The organism is Zhongshania antarctica, from assembly GCF_014202945.1.
GTDB lineage: Bacteria > Pseudomonadota > Gammaproteobacteria > Pseudomonadales > Spongiibacteraceae > Spongiibacter > Spongiibacter antarcticus.
In genome coordinates, this window is record NZ_JACHHW010000004.1 from 293,702 (window position 1) to 309,643 (window position 15,942).

The 15,942-nt window shown below is 51.4% G+C and carries 11 protein-coding genes; 9 read left to right on the forward strand and 2 right to left on the reverse strand.

The window, feature by feature from the left end; all coding sequences use genetic code 11:
• Positions 1-21: 21 nt before the first annotated feature.
• Positions 22-1,368 carry an alanine/glycine:cation symporter family protein gene (locus HNQ57_RS08565; RefSeq protein ID WP_184462305.1) on the forward strand — a complete coding sequence of 449 codons (1,347 nt, stop codon included), beginning with the start codon at positions 22-24 and terminating at the stop codon, positions 1,366-1,368.
• A 59-nt stretch (positions 1,369-1,427) separates the two neighbouring features.
• Here the strand turns inward: HNQ57_RS08565 and alr are convergent, their stop codons facing one another.
• Positions 1,428-2,504, reverse strand: a complete 1,077-nt coding sequence (gene alr / locus HNQ57_RS08570) for an alanine racemase (protein ID WP_184462306.1) — start codon at positions 2,502-2,504, stop codon at positions 1,428-1,430.
• On the opposite strand from alr, the gene HNQ57_RS08575 reads away from it, so the two are divergent.
• The 4 genes from HNQ57_RS08575 (at position 2,499) to thrH (ending at position 6,837) form a co-directional block, all read left to right on the forward strand.
• Positions 2,499-4,022, forward strand: coding sequence for a trypsin-like serine peptidase (locus HNQ57_RS08575; protein WP_184462307.1), 1,524 nt, complete (start codon positions 2,499-2,501; stop codon positions 4,020-4,022). The genes alr and HNQ57_RS08575 overlap by 6 nt on opposite strands.
• Positions 4,023-4,068: 46 nt before the next feature.
• On the forward strand, positions 4,069-4,980 hold the full coding sequence (locus HNQ57_RS08580) for a 5'-nucleotidase (protein WP_184462308.1): 912 nt from the start codon (positions 4,069-4,071) through the stop codon (positions 4,978-4,980).
• A 71-nt stretch (positions 4,981-5,051) separates the two neighbouring features.
• Positions 5,052-6,026, forward strand: a complete 975-nt coding sequence (gene cysB / locus HNQ57_RS08585; protein ID WP_184462309.1) for an HTH-type transcriptional regulator CysB — start codon at positions 5,052-5,054, stop codon at positions 6,024-6,026.
• Between the two features lie 193 nt (positions 6,027-6,219).
• A complete protein-coding gene (gene thrH / locus HNQ57_RS08590) occupies positions 6,220-6,837 on the forward strand; it encodes a bifunctional phosphoserine phosphatase/homoserine phosphotransferase ThrH (RefSeq protein WP_184462310.1) in 618 nt (205 codons plus the stop codon).
• A gap of 28 nt (positions 6,838-6,865) precedes the next feature.
• On the opposite strand, the gene HNQ57_RS08595 is transcribed toward thrH, so the two are convergent.
• Positions 6,866-8,209, reverse strand: a complete 1,344-nt coding sequence (locus HNQ57_RS08595) for an anthranilate synthase component I family protein (RefSeq protein ID WP_184462311.1) — start codon at positions 8,207-8,209, stop codon at positions 6,866-6,868.
• A 333-nt stretch (positions 8,210-8,542) separates the two neighbouring features.
• On the opposite strand from HNQ57_RS08595, the gene HNQ57_RS08600 reads away from it, so the two are divergent.
• The 4 genes from HNQ57_RS08600 (at position 8,543) to scpA (ending at position 15,891) form a co-directional block, all read left to right on the forward strand.
• The gene (locus tag HNQ57_RS08600) at positions 8,543-10,276 is read left to right on the forward strand and encodes an acyl-CoA carboxylase subunit beta (protein WP_184462312.1); all 1,734 of its coding nucleotides are present in this window, start codon (positions 8,543-8,545) and stop codon (positions 10,274-10,276) included.
• A 103-nt stretch (positions 10,277-10,379) separates the two neighbouring features.
• Positions 10,380-13,187: a biotin/lipoyl-containing protein gene (locus HNQ57_RS08605; protein ID WP_184462313.1), complete on the forward strand. Its 2,808-nt coding sequence runs from the start codon at positions 10,380-10,382 to the stop codon at positions 13,185-13,187.
• A 54-nt stretch (positions 13,188-13,241) separates the two neighbouring features.
• Positions 13,242-13,655: a methylmalonyl-CoA epimerase gene (mce, locus tag HNQ57_RS08610; RefSeq protein ID WP_008247763.1), complete on the forward strand. Its 414-nt coding sequence runs from the start codon at positions 13,242-13,244 to the stop codon at positions 13,653-13,655.
• Between the two features lie 76 nt (positions 13,656-13,731).
• The gene (scpA, locus tag HNQ57_RS08615) at positions 13,732-15,891 is read left to right on the forward strand and encodes a methylmalonyl-CoA mutase (protein ID WP_184462314.1); all 2,160 of its coding nucleotides are present in this window, start codon (positions 13,732-13,734) and stop codon (positions 15,889-15,891) included.
• The last annotated feature ends 51 nt before the right edge of the window (positions 15,892-15,942 follow it).

Here is a 15,942-nt window from a genome sequence, read left to right on the forward strand (position 1 = left end):
CAACAAACTTAAGGAATATTAATGGAGCAGATAAGCGGATTTGTCGGTGTTATCAACGGCATCGTTTGGGGGCCGCTGATGCTGGTACTCATTTTAGGCACGGGCGCCTACCTGATGGTGGGCCTGCGCTTGATGCCTATACGGCAAATTGGGCCGGCATTTAAATTAATGCTGGCAGGGCGTAAGAGCGGGCCAGGGGAGGGTGAGATAAGCCCTTTTCAGGCCTTAATGACCTCGCTTTCTGCGACTATTGGCACGGGGAATATTGCGGGGGTGGCGACGGCAATTGCCTTAGGCGGGCCCGGCGCATTGTTCTGGATGTGGTGTACGGCACTAGTGGGGATGGCCACCAAATACGCTGAGGCAGTCTGCGCCGTGCATTATCGCGAGCAGGACAGCGAAGGTAATTTTAGCGGTGGGCCAATGTATTATATTAAAAATGGCCTTGGTAAACGCTGGCAGTGGCTGGCAACGTGTTTTGCCGTGTTTGGCGCTATTGCCGGTTTTGGCATAGGCAATACCGTGCAGGCAAACTCGGTCGCTGACGCGATGAACGGTGCCTTTGGCGTGCCTGTGTGGATCAGCGCCCTAGTCATGTTTGTTGGCGTGGGGTTGGTGATATTAGGTGGCGTGAAACGTATCGCGAGCGTGGCCGGTTACTTAGTACCCTTCATGGCAATTGCCTATATGGCGGTTGGAATACTGGTGCTGTTAATGAATTTTTCGGCATTGCCGGGGGTGGTCGAGTTAATATTTTACTCGGCATTTAACGGCACTGCGGCAGTAGGCGGTTTTGCGGGTGCAGGAATTGTGGCGGCGATTCGTTTCGGTGTTGCTCGCGGTGTTTTTTCAAACGAAGCGGGACTTGGTAGCGCGCCAATAGCCCACGCTGCGGCAAAGACCAATAATTCGGTGCGCCAGGGCATGATTGCAATGCTCGGCACATTTATCGACACTATTTTGGTGTGTTCAGTGACCGGCTTTGTGATTTTACTGTCGGGGGAGTGGCAAACAGGGGAAACCGGCGCGGCTTTGTCTGCCAGTTCATTTGAATCCTTGATTCCTGGCGGCCACTATATTGTCGCGGTCGGTTTGGCCATTTTTGCGTTTACCACGATGCTAGGCTGGTCCTATTACGGAGAGCGATGTGTTGTTTACTTTTTTGGCGAGAAAGGCGTTAAGCCGTTTAGAATTGCGTGGGTTTTAGCGATTCCAATGGGCGCAATGGCGAATCTTGGCTTTATCTGGCTGCTGGCCGATACCCTTAACGCCTTAATGGCCATTCCGAATCTAATTGCCTTGTTATTGCTGAGCCCGGTGGTGTTTCGTCTCACTAAAGAGCGTTTGCCGAGCATTCTTGCGCAATAGGCTTGCTGCGCGCTTAATTTGGGGCCATAGGCGCGCTATTCACTGGTTACTTATTTTACTTAGCGATAAAAGCGATCGACTCGTTCAGTGATTCGCGTAAACAGCTCATAGCTAATGGTGCCGCAGTGTTTGCCGATTTCAGCGGCGGGGAGCCCATCGCCCCACAGGCTCACTTCGTCGCCGATGGCTGTGGTAGGCAAGTGGCTTACGTCAATCGTCATTAAGTCCATAGATACCCGACCGGCCAGACTCGCGCGCTGACCGTTAACCAGAACTGGCGTGCCGTCAGGCGCGTTGCGGGGATAGCCATCGGCATAGCCAGCGGCCACGGTGGCGATTCTTGCCGCTGTTTTTGCGCGCCAGCGGCGGTTATAGCCTACGCCTTCCGCTTCAGCGACGTTGCGTACAGCAATGACCCTGGCTTTGAAATTCATAACGGGTTTTAAGGCCCGGTCACCGGATAAGCGCTGCGTGGGATCGTCTCCGTAGAGCATAATGCCGGGCCGAACCCAGTCGTGATGGGTGTCTGGGTGGGCAATAATAGCCGCTGAGTTCGCCATGCTAATCGGATACTCTCCCAAACTATTGCTTAGCGTTAGCAACTTCTGGCTTTGCTGCTGGCTTAGGCTCGGATCGATATCTTCGGCGTCACTGAAATGACTCATGTGCTGAATAGTGCTGATATGGTCTGTCGCACTGAGTAAATTGTGAGCTTCACTGAATTCTGTGGCCGACATGCCCAATCGGTTCATGCCAATATTGAGCTTAAGCCACACCGCGATGGGCCTTGGCAGCGGGGTTTGAGCGAGGCGCTTGGCGGTGGCAAGATCATGCACCACGACATCCAGTTCAAGGGTGGCGCATTCAAACAGGATGTCCGAATCCAGCAGGGTGCCGAGCAGGAGAATGCGGGCTTGCGGATTCGCCGCGCGTAATAGCCTTGCTTCACAGGGCCGCGCCACTGCAAAACCATTGACGGTGGTCTTTAATTGTTCGGCTACCCAGCTAGCGCCGTGGCCATAGCCATTGGCTTTAAGCATCGCTAGAATGGCGGCTTTGGGGGCAAGCTGACGCACGATGCTGGCATTGTGACGAAGCGCCTCGCTACTGAGTTCTATCCATGTTGTGCTATGCATAAGTACCGACTCAAAACTTTGCTGAATTTTAGCGGGCTTGGCCTGCAGTTAATAGCGCGCCGGTGCGTACTGGGTGTTTTTTTGCTGAGCGCCAGTTATTCGAGTGCCGACTGCGAGCGGAGTGTTTATCCTAAAAGCGCATCGCCGGAACTGCTTGTCAGCGCCGATCTTGTTGCTGAATTGCTTGCCGCAGAAAAGAATGCCGCCAGTCTTTGTTCGGCTCGCACCCAAGATTTAGCGCAGTTGTATTTTTGGGGTGGCCCCAGCGTAACCGCAAATTTAGCTCGTTCGTATGACTATGCTTTAAGAAGCCGCAAAGCCGAGCGCTGGGGATATGAGCTGCGCATATTGCACAGCGCGTTTGTACTCGCGGATCTCGATAGGTCTTTTAGCCCAGAAGAAGCGCTGCGACACTTTCAGCGTGAAATAGACAGCGGTGTCGCTCTGCGCAGAGACAAAGCCTTGGCGGTACTTAATCAATTGTCGAGTTTACTGCCGTATTCTACAACAGGCGCTGTGCGTGTTTTTAAAGACCGCGCTTTTCGCCAGCCGTTTCCGGATGTCGATGGCGTGGTGGTATTGGCGCAGCATGAAAATTACCAGCGGGTGCTAGTGAGTAATGCCCAAGGCATGCCGCAACTGGCGTGGATGCCAGTAAGTGGGGCGCATGAGATACCGCGAACAGAAGGCGCCATCGATGGCTTATATGTGCAGCGCCGCTCGACCGCTGGCGCTACTGGCGCGGAGGACAGCCGTCAACAAGTTTGGCAGGCGCCGCGATCTGCACCGCGCACGGGGGTGCTACTTAGTCGATTTCGGCAGCGTGATGGCAGTTTATTTGAGTCTCGCTGCACGGCAAGTCAGTTAAGTGGGCAGTGGTTGATTTCGGCAGCCCATTGCTTGTTCGCCCCAGATGGCTCTCAGCAAATACTGAGCTTGCGTTACATTGCGTCGCCCTTGGTATTGGCGAATGCAATTGCAGTGAGTCGTGTTTGGGTGCACCGAGAGCATGACCCTGTCGATCAAGCCACGGGGAACGTGGCGAGCTACAGTGGTTCCGATATCGCCTTGTTTAAGTTAGCCCAGCCCTTGCCGATCAATAATCCCCCGATTTTGGCGGTGCCGCTCGCGAGTAATCCGGTGAATTGGGTAGACAGCTTTGCCTACCCAAGCGACAAAGCCCGCCATAGCCTGTGGTTTTCTCGTTGCCGCGCTAGCTTATGGCAGCGCGGAGAGCAGGCTTTAAGTGACATATACAGCTTGGATTGCTTTAGTCACGAAGGTCAAAGCGGCGCGGCGCTATTGCAAACGATTTCCGGAACCCCCCATATCATCGGGGTTTTATCGTCTAGGATTCACAATGAAAAAATAAATAAGCCGATATTTGCAGCCTTAAATGCTGGGCTTATCGCCGATATTGGCCGAGTAATAGCGAATGACGCAGAGATACCTGTGAATTTCCGCGCTTATAACGTCGCGACCATACTCGCGAACGTGGCGCCGGAATTGTTGCCTTAACCGAGGCTTCTTGTATAGTGAGCCTATTGCTCTTAGAAATACGTCTATGCCCAAAGGTCTTGAAAATAAGCTTGTTGTCGCAATCTCGTCCAGAGCGTTATTTGATCTGGATGAAAGTCATCGTGTGTACGAATCCGAAGGCTTGGGTGCCTATCAAAAATACCAAATTGATCATGAAGACGAAGTGCTCGCGCCGGGCGAAGCCTTTGGTATTGTCGAACGCTTACTCAAGCTAAATGACTTTTTAGACGACGCCAAAGTCGAGGTCATCCTGCTGTCTCGCAATTCTGCGGATACCGGCCTGCGGGTATTTAACTCCATTAAACATTATGGTTTGAATATTAGCCGGGCAGCGTTTAGTGGTGGCGAAAGCCCTTATCGCTATGTATCTGCTTTTGGCTGTCATCTGTTTTTGTCTACTGATGCGGAAGATGTGCGCCGCGCGCTTGACAGTGGCGTTGCCGCGGCGACTTTATTGCCGAGATCGAAAAAAGCGCCCGCGCAAAGTAATAGGGAACTGCGCTTTGCCTTTGATGGTGACGCGGTCATTTTCTCTGACGAAGCTGAACAAGTCTTCAAGCGGGACGGGCTCGATGCCTTTACCGCTAGCGAGGTCGCTGCGGCAAACACGCCTTTGAGTGGCGGGCCGTTTAAAGCTTTTCTAGCGGCGCTAAATACGCTGCAATCGGAGTTTCCAGACAATGCACCACCAATACGAATAGCATTGGTTACGGCGCGATCTGCGCCAGCTCATGAGCGGGTTATTCGAACCTTGCGTGAATGGAATATTCGTATTGACGAGTCTTTGTTTTTAGGAGGCTTAGAAAAGGGCGAATTCTTGGCAGCCTACGGTGCAGACGTGTTTTTTGACGATCAACCTGCACATTGTGAATCGGCTAAAGAGCATGTGTCGACGGGGCATGTGCCTCATGGCATCGCCAATATTATTGATAATTAGTGCGGTTAGCGCGCAATAATAAAAATCGAGTTAGCTCATTTCAGATTGTGTTGTTTTAGGGGGTTTACCTTATGAAGTTGCAACAGCTGCGATATATCTGGGAAGTTGCGCATCATGAAATGAATGTGTCGGCAACTGCGCAAAGTTTGTTTACCTCGCAGCCGGGAATTAGCAAACAAATCCGGATGTTGGAAGATGAATTGGGTGTGGAAGTGTTTGCCCGCAATGGCAAGCATTTAACCCGTATCACGCCAGCGGGGGAGGCGATCTTGAAAACCGCCGGCGAGATTCTCTATAAAACTGAAAGCATAAAGCATATCGCTCAAGAATTTAAAAACCCCAAAAAGGGCAGTTTGTCCATCGCAACCACCCATACGCAAGCGCGCTATGCACTGCCCAAGGTGATAAAGACCTTTATTGAACGCTATCCAGAGGTTTCCCTGCATATGCATCAGGGGACGCCGATGCAAATATCCGAGCTTGCCGCCAATTTTGGCGTCGATTTTGCCATCGCTACCGAGGCCCTTGAGTTGTTTAGCGATCTTATAATGATGCCTTGCTATCGCTGGAATAGAACGATTTTGGTACCTAAAGATCACCCGCTAGCGGCCATAAAAACCTTGCGCATTGAAGACGTAGCGCTCCACCCAATCGTCACCTATGTATTCGGCTTTACCGGGCGTTCCAAGCTAGATGAGGCTTTTTTAAACAAAGGTCTTGAGCCGCGCGTGGTGTTTACCGCGACCGACGCCGATGTGATTAAAACCTATGTTCGCCTCGGTCTCGGGATCGGCATTGTTGCCGAAATGGCCTACGACCCCGTAACTGACGCTGACCTCGTCGCGCTGGATGCCAGTCATTTATTTGAACCGAGTGTTACCAAAGTTGGCTTTCGTCGGGGCACCTATATGCGCAAATTCATGTATGACTTTGTAGAGCTGTTCGCGCCGCATCTAACACCAGACCTGGTTGATAAGGCGTATCAATGCCATACCAAAATGGAGTTGGACGAGTTATTTGCGGATATAGAATTGCCGATGTATTGAGGGAACGTTGGAAGTCTGATGTCGGACGTCCGACGAAAATTCAACGGAAATGTGTCGATTTTGGTTTTACGTCCGACATCAGACCTCTAGCGTCCGACTTGCTCCTAGCATTGCTTTCTGATCCTCAAGCCGTTAGATTGACGCGGATTTTATTGCGCCTAGCGCTGCTATTCATTTCATTAGGAGTATTTTTGTGGAAATTGCGTGTCTTGACCTTGAAGGGGTGTTGATCCCTGAAATCTGGATCGATTTTGCCGAGCGCACCGGTATTGAGGCCTTGAAGGCAACCACCCGTGATATTCCTGACTACGATGTATTGATGCAGCAGCGCCTGCGTTTACTCGAAGAGAATGGTTTGGGTTTGCCTGATATTCAGGCAGTGATCGCTGATATGGCACCAATGGAAGGCGCACGGGAGTTTTTGGATTGGCTGCGTGAGCGGTTTCAGGTGGTAATTTTATCCGATACCTTTTATGAGTTTGCAGCCCCACTAATGAAGCAGTTGGGCTGGCCGACCCTGCTGTGCCATAAATTGGAAACGGATAGCTTGGGTAAGGTTGTGGATTACAAAATCCGCCAGGTTAATCCCAAGCGTCAGGCGGTATTGGCGTTAAAAACCTTGTATTACCGGGTTATTGCAGCTGGAGATTCATACAATGACACCACGATGCTGGCTGAAGCCGATGCCGGTATCTTGTTTATGGCTCCGCCAAATGTCATTAAAGAGTTTCCGCAATTTCCTGCGGTACATGATTACGAGGCACTTAAGCTTGAGTTTATTAAAGCGTCCAATCGCAATCTGAGCCTTTAAGATATTAGGCTAAACGCCTGCATTAGGCTTAATCAAGGTCAGCAAGTGCGTCGAGCAGCTTGCTGATCTTGGTTTCAGTTTCAATAAACTCCTCTTCAAGTACCGAGTCGGCAACAATGCCGCCACCCGCCCAGCCCCTGATTTTTTCTTGATTGCAGACGAAACTGCGGATCGCAATATTACTGTCCAGTTTGCCCTTTGGCCCTAGGTAAAAAATACTCCCGCAATACAGTGAGCGGCGGTGAGGCTCAATCTCGCGAATGATCTCCATGGCGCGTTGTTTGGGCGCGCCAGTTATTGAGCCGCCTGGAAAACAGTCGAGCAGGGCGCTAAATTCACTGCGATCATCACGTAAGTGGCCGGTTACCGTGCTCACAAGGTGATGTACGGTTCGAAAGCTTTGCAGCTCGCAAAGGGCTTCGGTTATCACCGTTTCTGTTTGGCAGCTCTTGCTAAAATCATTGCGTAATAAATCTACGATCATGATGTTCTCTGCGCGATTTTTGGCGCTGCCCTGCAAGGTCGTTGCCAGCAGCAGGTCTTCATCGGGGTCATCGCTGCGCGCTGCCGTGCCTTTAATTGGCTGGGTTTGCAGTTGGCGATCATGCGCTGCCAAAAGGCGCTCGGGCGACAGGCACAGAAATTGGCTGCTGCCGAAATCCATATAGGCTGAAAATGGCGCTGCGGCTACCTCGCGCAGGCGCAAATAGGCCGACCACGGGTCGCCTTTAAAGTCAGCGCTAAATTCCCGGGTTAAATTGATTTGGTAGCAATCACCGGTGTCGATATAGGCTTTGATTTTGTGAAAAGCCTTGGCGTAACTTTCGGGGTTCAGCGAGCTTTGAAAGGCACTGGTCAATCTGAATTTGCTGGCAGGGGCCTCGGGAGCTGCCTGACGCAAAAGCACCTCAAGCTCACTGACGCGGGCGTTGCTCAAGTGGGGTTGAGCGACCAGCTCGCAGCGCTCGCGTTCATGATCGACAATAACGGTCCAGGGGTAGATTCCGACGTGGGCGAGTGGGTTGTCGTCCTTTCTGGTGTTGAGTTGCGCTTGGAATTGCTCGCCGAAATCGTAGCTTAAATAACCGACGGCGCCACCGCTAAAGGCGAGGTCAGGGGCGTCGAGATACGTCTTATTAATGTGATTTAAGCGATTCTCAATGTTAATGCTTAATGTATTGATGTCGATATAGTCTATTGTATTTATTGAAATAACTTCTTCTGGGTCGGCGCAAATAATATCCCAACGTCCTCGTTCGTTATGCTCGGCAGCGCTATCTAAGTAAACCGGCAGCGGGAGATGCTTCACTGCGGCAAAATAGCGGCTGGAATCGCGGTGGTAGGGTAGGGATACGCGGCAAAGGCTAGCCATGAAGTGTTGCTCAGAAGTGATGCGAGGCTGTAAACAGTCGCCAATTTTACGTGCTATGAGCCTGAAAAATCTAGTGTTTTATCATTGAGTCGGGCCGCGCCGCAGGGCTGTCCAGATTGACAGAGGGGGATGTTCCCAGTACTGTTAGCCGCCGCTTTGAGAATCACCAAGCCGTCGATGCACCACACAGAACGGTTAGTTCTCATTATATCCGCACTTCAAATATGCCTGCAGGCGCAAATCCCAAGTTTCTGAAACCCAGAAACGATAAAAGGGAACACGCATGCGGTATGTTCGCGGGTTACCATTTAAATGTAGCTGGAACTGACAGGCATGACAAAAATAGCAAAACTCACTCCCTCATTAGAAAACCCCTTTGAGCAGAAATCTGAGCTTGAATTCACTGTTCCCGGTCAAATCGACTACGACCCCGGTCTATACGAAGCCGCGCTAAAGGCAGGTTACGACCTGCAGCAGCGTCCCCGCAAAATGGCGGGTGTAAAAGGCTTTCAAAAGCAGCACGAAAAGAAGCGGATGTCGATCTGGGAACGAATTGATGTCTTAGCTGACGCAGGTACCGAGCCGAAGATTCTTTACCAAAACTGGGGTAAAAATCTGGATGGCGCATCGTTAGTGACTGCTGTGCTGAAAGTAAATGGTCGCGACGTGGCTATTTATGGCCATGACTTCACTGTACGTGCTGGCTCTATGGATGCCACCAACGGCACCAAATTAGCCAATTTATTCCGCCTAGCGGGTAAATTGGGCATCCCGCTGGTTGGCATGAACGACTCCGCAGGTGCTTATATTCCGGCCGGTGTTGGTGGTCTAGACGGTTACGCTGAAGCCTTTACGGCGCTGCGTAAAATCAACGGTGTTGTGCCATCGATTATGTGTATGTTTGGCTATAACGCCGGTGGCGGGTCTTATTTGCCACGTCAGGGCTCGTTTGTTATTCAGCCTAATGACACTTTCTTTGGTCTAACTGGTCCAGGTGTTGTTAAGTCGGTGCTGGGCGAAGACGTTACTGCTGATGAACTGGGCGGACCAAGTGTTCACTCTAAATCTGGCGTAACCGACTTTGTAGTGCCCGATGAAGTTGCCGCACTGCGTAAAGTGAAAGAGTTACTAAATTACCTGCCGAGTAATAGCAGCGAAGCACCGGCTTTTCAGCCGACGTCTGATCCGATTACCCGCAAAACTTGGGATATCGACCTGCTATTAAAGAAAGCATTCAATAGCCCCACTGGTTTTAACACACCCTTTGATATCAGCATTATCATTCAGCAGATGTGTGACCACGGCGATTTCTTTGAAATCCAGCCTGAGCGCGCTCGCAACACGGTCTGCGCCTTGGGTCGCATGGGCGGGAATGTGGTTGGTTTTGTCGCCAACAACTCGGCTGTGGCCTCTGGCCAGATTGATATCGATGCGGCCTATAAAAACGCGCGCTTTATCCGTTTCTGTAATGTCTACAATATTCCGGTGATCTTCATGGAAGACACCACCGGCTTCCTGCCTGGTAAAGAACAAGAGGCGGGCGGTATTGTGCAAGCAGGCCGCGCGATGCTCGACGCGATTATTGATTTGCGCACTCCGCGCTTTTTGATGATTGTGCGCAACGCCTTCGGCGGTGCCTACGCTGCCTTTAACAACTACCCAACAGGTGCCGACTTTGTTTGCGCACTGCCGACCACCCGCTTAGCGGTAATGGGGCCTGCCGGTGTTGAGTACGTTTACAAAGATGAAGTTCGCAAAATTCGCGGCTCGCTAAAAGCTAAGATCGCCGAGGCGACGACGCAGAATGTCAAAGCCGGTATGGCTGAGGCCGAAGCAGTTAGCGCAGCGAAAGACGCGGTTGGCGCATGGCAGAAACAAGAAGAACTGCTGCTGACTCAGCGTTATGAACGCGAGCTGATGAATCCAAATGAAGCACTAAGCCTGGGATCAATATCCCAGATCGTCATGCCCTCAGACCTACGCAAGGTACTGGGCGAGCAACTGGAACTGCACCTCAAGGCCTATAAGCCTGAACCCATGGGTGGTGTGCAGCGGGAGTTCCATTAACCCCCCGTTGCGTGCAACGGTTTCTTAATCCATTGAATTAGACGATTCGCTAACGAGGTTATTCGACGTGCAAGCAAGCAATAATTATTATTTGAGCAATCCTATGGTCCATAAAGACCGGAAACTGGCTAAATCAAAATCAGAATGGGTGAGAGCATTCGCCTGTAACGACATGAAACCATTGATTATTTGCCGTGGCCCAATCCGTAAGGAAGCCATGGATGTATTCGATGAAATGGGCATCACTCACTACGGTATTTTGCTCTCTGAAAAAGATTCCATTACCTATACCAATGCCCTAGCCCCAGAGCTGCGCACGCTAACAGACCCAGACCGGGTTCACCGAGTGCCAGACTACAGCGGCGCCACTAAAGAAGAGCGTCAAAAGCGCATTCAGCAGATTATCCGCATTGCTTACGACAACGGCTATAACTCAATTTTTGCGGGCTATGGCTTTATGTCAGAAGACGCTGAAATGGTTGAGTCCATGGAGAAGGCCGGGCTGAACTTTATTGGGCCTTGTTCCTTTACCCAGAAATCTGCGGGTATGAAGGATCAGGCCAAGCGCACCGCGCTGGAAACCGGTGTATCGGTTACTCCTGGCGTGAATAACGCCACTAGCTTGGCCTTATTTGCTAAATACGGTAAAGATGGCTTAGTTAAATGCGCCAAAGATCACAAACTCGATGTTGATTTTGCCGCATGTAAAGACGAAGAAGAGCAGGCTTTAGCCTTGCTGGCAGCGTCTTACGAAGCCAATATCGACATCGTTAATGCTGCGGAAATTGGTGCGGCATTGCAGGTTGAAGCCAAGCGTATGCTGACTGAGAAACCCAATAATCGTTTTCGCTTAAAAGCGATAGCCGGTGGTGGTGGTAAAGGTCAGCGCATTTTGCAGTCGGCTAATTCCTATGAAGGCGCGACCATCGAAGAGAAGGTCGAAAAAGCCGCCGCCAATGTTCCGTCCTTGGTGTTGGAATGCTTAATCGAGCTGAAAACTAACGGTGTGGGCGACAATAAAAACGTCCTGATCGAAATGAATATCGACACCACCCGTCACCAAGAAATTCAGGTGGTGGGTAACGGCGAGTGGTGCATGACGATGGGCGGTCGCGACTGTTCATTGCAGATGCATGAACAGAAATTGCTGGAAGTATCGGTTACCGAAGAAGAACTTGCAGCCGCGATTGAAGTGGCCGCTGCTGCAGGCAAGACCGCAGAAGCCGAGCAGCTGAAGAAAGACCTTGTTATTCTCCAGCATATGGAGCGGGAGGGGGCGATCTTTGGTGAAGCGGTTAAGCTGGACTCACTCGGCACCTTTGAGTGTATTGTCGACGGCGAAGCGCACTACTTCATGGAAATGAACACCCGAATCCAGGTTGAACACCGGGTAACTGAGCTGTGCTACAAACTAAAATTCACCAACCCTGACGACTCTGGCGACTATTTCATTGCCGAAAGTTTGGTTGAAGTGATGGTTTTACTGGCGCGTCACGGCAAGAAACTGCCCAAGCCGACCCGTATTCTGCGCGAAAAGACCTCGGTTGAAGCGCGAATGAACGCCACCAACCAAGCGCTGCAGCCCCACGCCGGTGGTGTGATTGAAAACTGGTCTAACGCAATTTCTGGTGAAATTCGCGATGATCAGGGTATTTCGACTCACAACCCAGACACCGATGTTTTCATGAAGTACCACCTAGCCGGTGCGTATGACTCTAACATCGCCTTGTTGCTGACCACCGGCGAAACTCGTCTGAGCAGCTATCAGCGCTTGGCTGAAATTCTGCGTCGTACTGAGTTGCGCGGCAAGGATTTGTCGACCAACCTAGAGTTTCATTACGGTTTGATTCATTGGTTTATCGGTAACGGCATCAACGCTCGCCCGTCGACCAATTTCATCGTCCCGTACCTGACTGCCGTGGGCCTATTGAAGGAGCAGGCCAATCAGATTGATTTAGATGTGGCCTTTAACGAAATTCGCCAGAAGTATGTCGCGGCGGCAGGCGATAATGCCAAGGCGTGGGCAGAAGCCCTCGATGCCAAAAAGCTGCTGTTAATTCGGCCCTTGGAGCGGCTGTTCGCTGAGCCACACTATATGTCTGGCTGGCTGAGCATGAACAAAGACAATCTGCATATCGCCGATGGCGAAATTAAATGGCAGATTAACCCTATTGAAATGCTGGACAAGCTTTACCACTACCTCAATATGGATTTTGAAAAGGGCAAGCCCGCTCGTTATATGATCTGGGATCACGATCACGATATTCTGACGGCGGCGGTGAGCTTCTACAAATCATTGAATGAGAAAGTCGACGCGGCGGATTTTCCAGCCTTGCAAGCGCTGCTGGCAAGCGACAAAGCGCCAAAAGGCTTTAGCAGTGACGAGTGGCTGGCGGTGCGCAGCGCTCACGTGGGCTATTACGCCGGCACCGAAGTCCTCGCCGTGCTGATGTATATCGCCACTGAAACCGGCTTCTGTGAACTGAGCGTTAATCCTGATTTGAGTATTACCATTCCAGAGCGCCTCACCAACAAAGACTTGCAAAAGCAGATGGCCAAAGTATTGGTGCCACCACCTGCCGCGAAGTCAGACGAGGTGTTGGCAGCCAGCGGTGGTATGTATTACCCCCGCGAAGCGCCGGGTATGGATGTATTCGTTAGCGAAGGTGATCACTTTAATACTGGCGATACGCTGTATATTGTTGAAGTCATGAAAATGTTCAACAAGGTAATTGCGCCGTTCTCCGGCACCATTGCCAAGGTCTTGGTTGAAGGCGACGGTGTGATCATTAAGAAAGGCCAGCCTTTGTTTAAAATCATACCTGACGAGATGATTGTTATTGAAACCCCCGAGGAAGTCGCCGAAATGCGTCGCGTGAAAACCATCGAGTTTCTCGCCACATTGAAGTGATTGTCTGCGCTGGCAGCACTGCTGCCAGCGCTATTTAAGCTAAGGAGAATTTCAATGATTACTGGTCTTGATCATATTGCTGTTGCCGTACCCGATTTAGAGAAAGCCATTGCCCGATTTATGGCGGATTTTGGCCTGCATTACGATGGCAGCGAAGAAGTGGAGAGCGCCAAAACCGCAACTGCTTTCTTTCCACTGAAATCAACGAGCATCGAGTTAGTAAGCCCCTTGCGCGGCGAAGGCCCTATTGCCAAATATCTGGAAAAGAAACCTGGCGGACTACATCACCTGTGTTTCAGCACCGACGATATCGTGGCTGACGTGGCGCGGCTCAAAGCCCTAGGCTATCAATTCTTGGCTGATGCGCCATCACCTGGCGCCCACGGTTGCCAAGTTATCTTTATTCATCCCAAGTCCTGTGATGGCGTGCTCATCGAGCTCAGCCAGCCCGGTGACGACCACCACTAATTATTAGCCCGATTTGTAGCCGCGCATCCAGCATGCAAAAAGCGGCGCAAACTCACTGACAATGACAGGTAAATCCATGGCAGATTACAAAGCTCCCGAGACATCCGTAGACGAGTGGAAAGCACTGGCCAATAAAGCCCTTGCGAAAAGCAACCAAACCCTCGACGACTTGGTTTGGCACACCCCTGAAGGAATAGATGTTAAGCCCTTATACACTCAGGAAGATGTAAAAGATCTGCCCTATACCAATACCTTACCTGGCATAGAGCCCTTTATTCGCGGCCCCCAGCCCACCATGTACGCTGGTCGTCCTTGGACAATTCGCCAGTACGCCGGTTTCTCTACCGCTGAAGAATCCAATGCCTTTTACCGCAAAGCACTCGCCGCTGGTGGTCAGGGTGTGTCAGTCGCCTTCGATTTGGCAACGCACCGCGGTTACGACTCCGATCACCCCCGGGTTACTGGTGACGTCGGTAAAGCTGGTGTTGCGATCGACTCCGTTGAAGACATGAAGGTCTTGTTCAACGAGATCCCCTTAGACAAAGTCTCCGTTTCCATGACCATGAACGGCGCGGTATTACCCGTACTGGCAGGTTATATCGTTGCCGCGGAAGAGCAGGGCGTTTCTCAGGATAAATTGTCTGGCACCATCCAGAACGACATCCTCAAAGAATTCATGGTGCGTAACACCTATATTTACCCGCCACTGCCGTCAATGAAGATCATCGGCGACATCATTGCCTATGCTTCTAGTAATATGCCCAAGTACAACACCATCTCTATTTCTGGTTACCACATCCAGGAAGCGGGCGCCGATGCGGCCCTAGAGTTGGCTTACACCTTGGCCGATGGTAAGGAATACATCCGCACTGCAATTGCTGCGGGCTTAGATATCGATAAGTTCGCTGGCCGCCTGTCCTTCTTCTGGGGCATAGGCATGAATTTTTACATGGAAATCGCCAAAATGCGCGCGGCACGTTTGCTGTGGGCTAAAATCGTTTCTGAGTTTGAGCCTAAAGATCAGCGCTCAAAAATGCTGCGTACCCACAGCCAGACTTCAGGTTGGTCGCTGACCGAGCAAGACCCTTACAACAATATCGTGCGCACCACCATCGAGGCCATGGCGGCGGTATTTGGCGGCACTCAGTCGCTGCACACCAACGCCCTGGATGAAGCAATTGCACTGCCAACTCAGTTCTCTTCACGTATCGCCCGTAATACCCAACTGATTATTCAGGAAGAAACCGGTATCACCAATGTGGTCGATCCCTGGGGCGGCTCCTACATGATGGAATCGCTGACCAAGGACATCGCTGACCGCGCTTGGGAATTGATTCAAGAAGTCGAAGAGAAGGGCGGCATGGCCAAGGCCATTGAAACTGGCCTGCCAAAACTGCGCATTGAAGAATCCGCAGCGCGCAAACAAGCGCGTATCGACCGCGGTGAAGACGTCATCGTTGGCGTCAACAAATACACCCTAGACGAAGAAGACGATGTTGATGTACTCGACATCGACAACAACGCCGTGCGTGAATCTCAGGTTGCTGCGCTGGCTAAAATTCGCGCCTCGCGGGACGAAGCTGCCGTTGAAGAAGCACTTGAAGCGATTTACCAGTGCGCCTGTGGCGGCGAAGGTAACTTGCTGGATCTGGCCGTTAAAGCGACGCGCTTACGCGCAACAGTTGGGGAGATCTCTTTCGCTATGGAACGTGAATTCGGTCGTTTTAACGCCCAGTCACAAACGGTATCTGGCGTTTACGGTAGCGCTTACCAAGACGACGAAAACTGGCAGGGCATTAGCAAAGACATCGAAGACTTCGCTGAAAAGCACGGTCGTCGTCCGCGTATGCTAGTCTGCAAAATGGGCCAAGACGGTCACGACCGCGGCGCCAAAGTTATCGCAACCGCCTTTGCTGACGTTGGTTTTGATATCGACTTGTCGCCCATGTTCTCAACCCCTGAAGAAGTCGCCAAACAAGCCGTTGAAAACGACGTGCACGTTGTGGGTGTATCGTCACAGGCTGCTGGTCACAAGACGCTTATCCCGGAACTGATTTCAGAACTGAAGAAAGCCGGTGCCGACGACATCATCGTCATCGCGGGTGGTGTTATTCCACGCCAAGATTACGACTTCCTTAATGCCGCCGGTGTTAAAGGCATCTTTGGTCCCGGTACCAAAATCCCCCTCGCTGCACGCGGCGTGTTGGATGCAATTAATGAGGCGTATAAGGGCTAGTAAGGGGAGACGGAAAACGCTAACAGAGCGGTTTTTGCGTCTCCTGTCTCC

What these genes read in the sequence shown, in the direction of transcription:
- HNQ57_RS08565 (WP_184462305.1), top strand. Translation starts at nt 22, where the DNA reads ATGGAGCAGATAAGCGGATTTGTCGGTGTTATCAACGGCATCGTTTGG.
- HNQ57_RS08575 (WP_184462307.1), top strand. Translation starts at nt 2,499, where the DNA reads ATGCATAAGTACCGACTCAAAACTTTGCTGAATTTTAGCGGGCTTGGC.
- alr (WP_184462306.1), bottom strand. Translation starts at nt 2,504, where the DNA reads ATGCATAGCACAACATGGATAGAACTCAGTAGCGAGGCGCTTCGTCAC.
- HNQ57_RS08580 (WP_184462308.1), top strand. Translation starts at nt 4,069, where the DNA reads ATGCCCAAAGGTCTTGAAAATAAGCTTGTTGTCGCAATCTCGTCCAGA.
- cysB (WP_184462309.1), top strand. Translation starts at nt 5,052, where the DNA reads ATGAAGTTGCAACAGCTGCGATATATCTGGGAAGTTGCGCATCATGAA.
- HNQ57_RS08595 (WP_184462311.1), bottom strand. Translation starts at nt 8,209, where the DNA reads ATGGCTAGCCTTTGCCGCGTATCCCTACCCTACCACCGCGATTCCAGC.
- HNQ57_RS08600 (WP_184462312.1), top strand. Translation starts at nt 8,543, where the DNA reads ATGACAAAAATAGCAAAACTCACTCCCTCATTAGAAAACCCCTTTGAG.
- HNQ57_RS08605 (WP_184462313.1), top strand. Translation starts at nt 10,380, where the DNA reads ATGGTCCATAAAGACCGGAAACTGGCTAAATCAAAATCAGAATGGGTG.
- mce (WP_008247763.1), top strand. Translation starts at nt 13,242, where the DNA reads ATGATTACTGGTCTTGATCATATTGCTGTTGCCGTACCCGATTTAGAG.
- scpA (WP_184462314.1), top strand. Translation starts at nt 13,732, where the DNA reads ATGGCAGATTACAAAGCTCCCGAGACATCCGTAGACGAGTGGAAAGCA.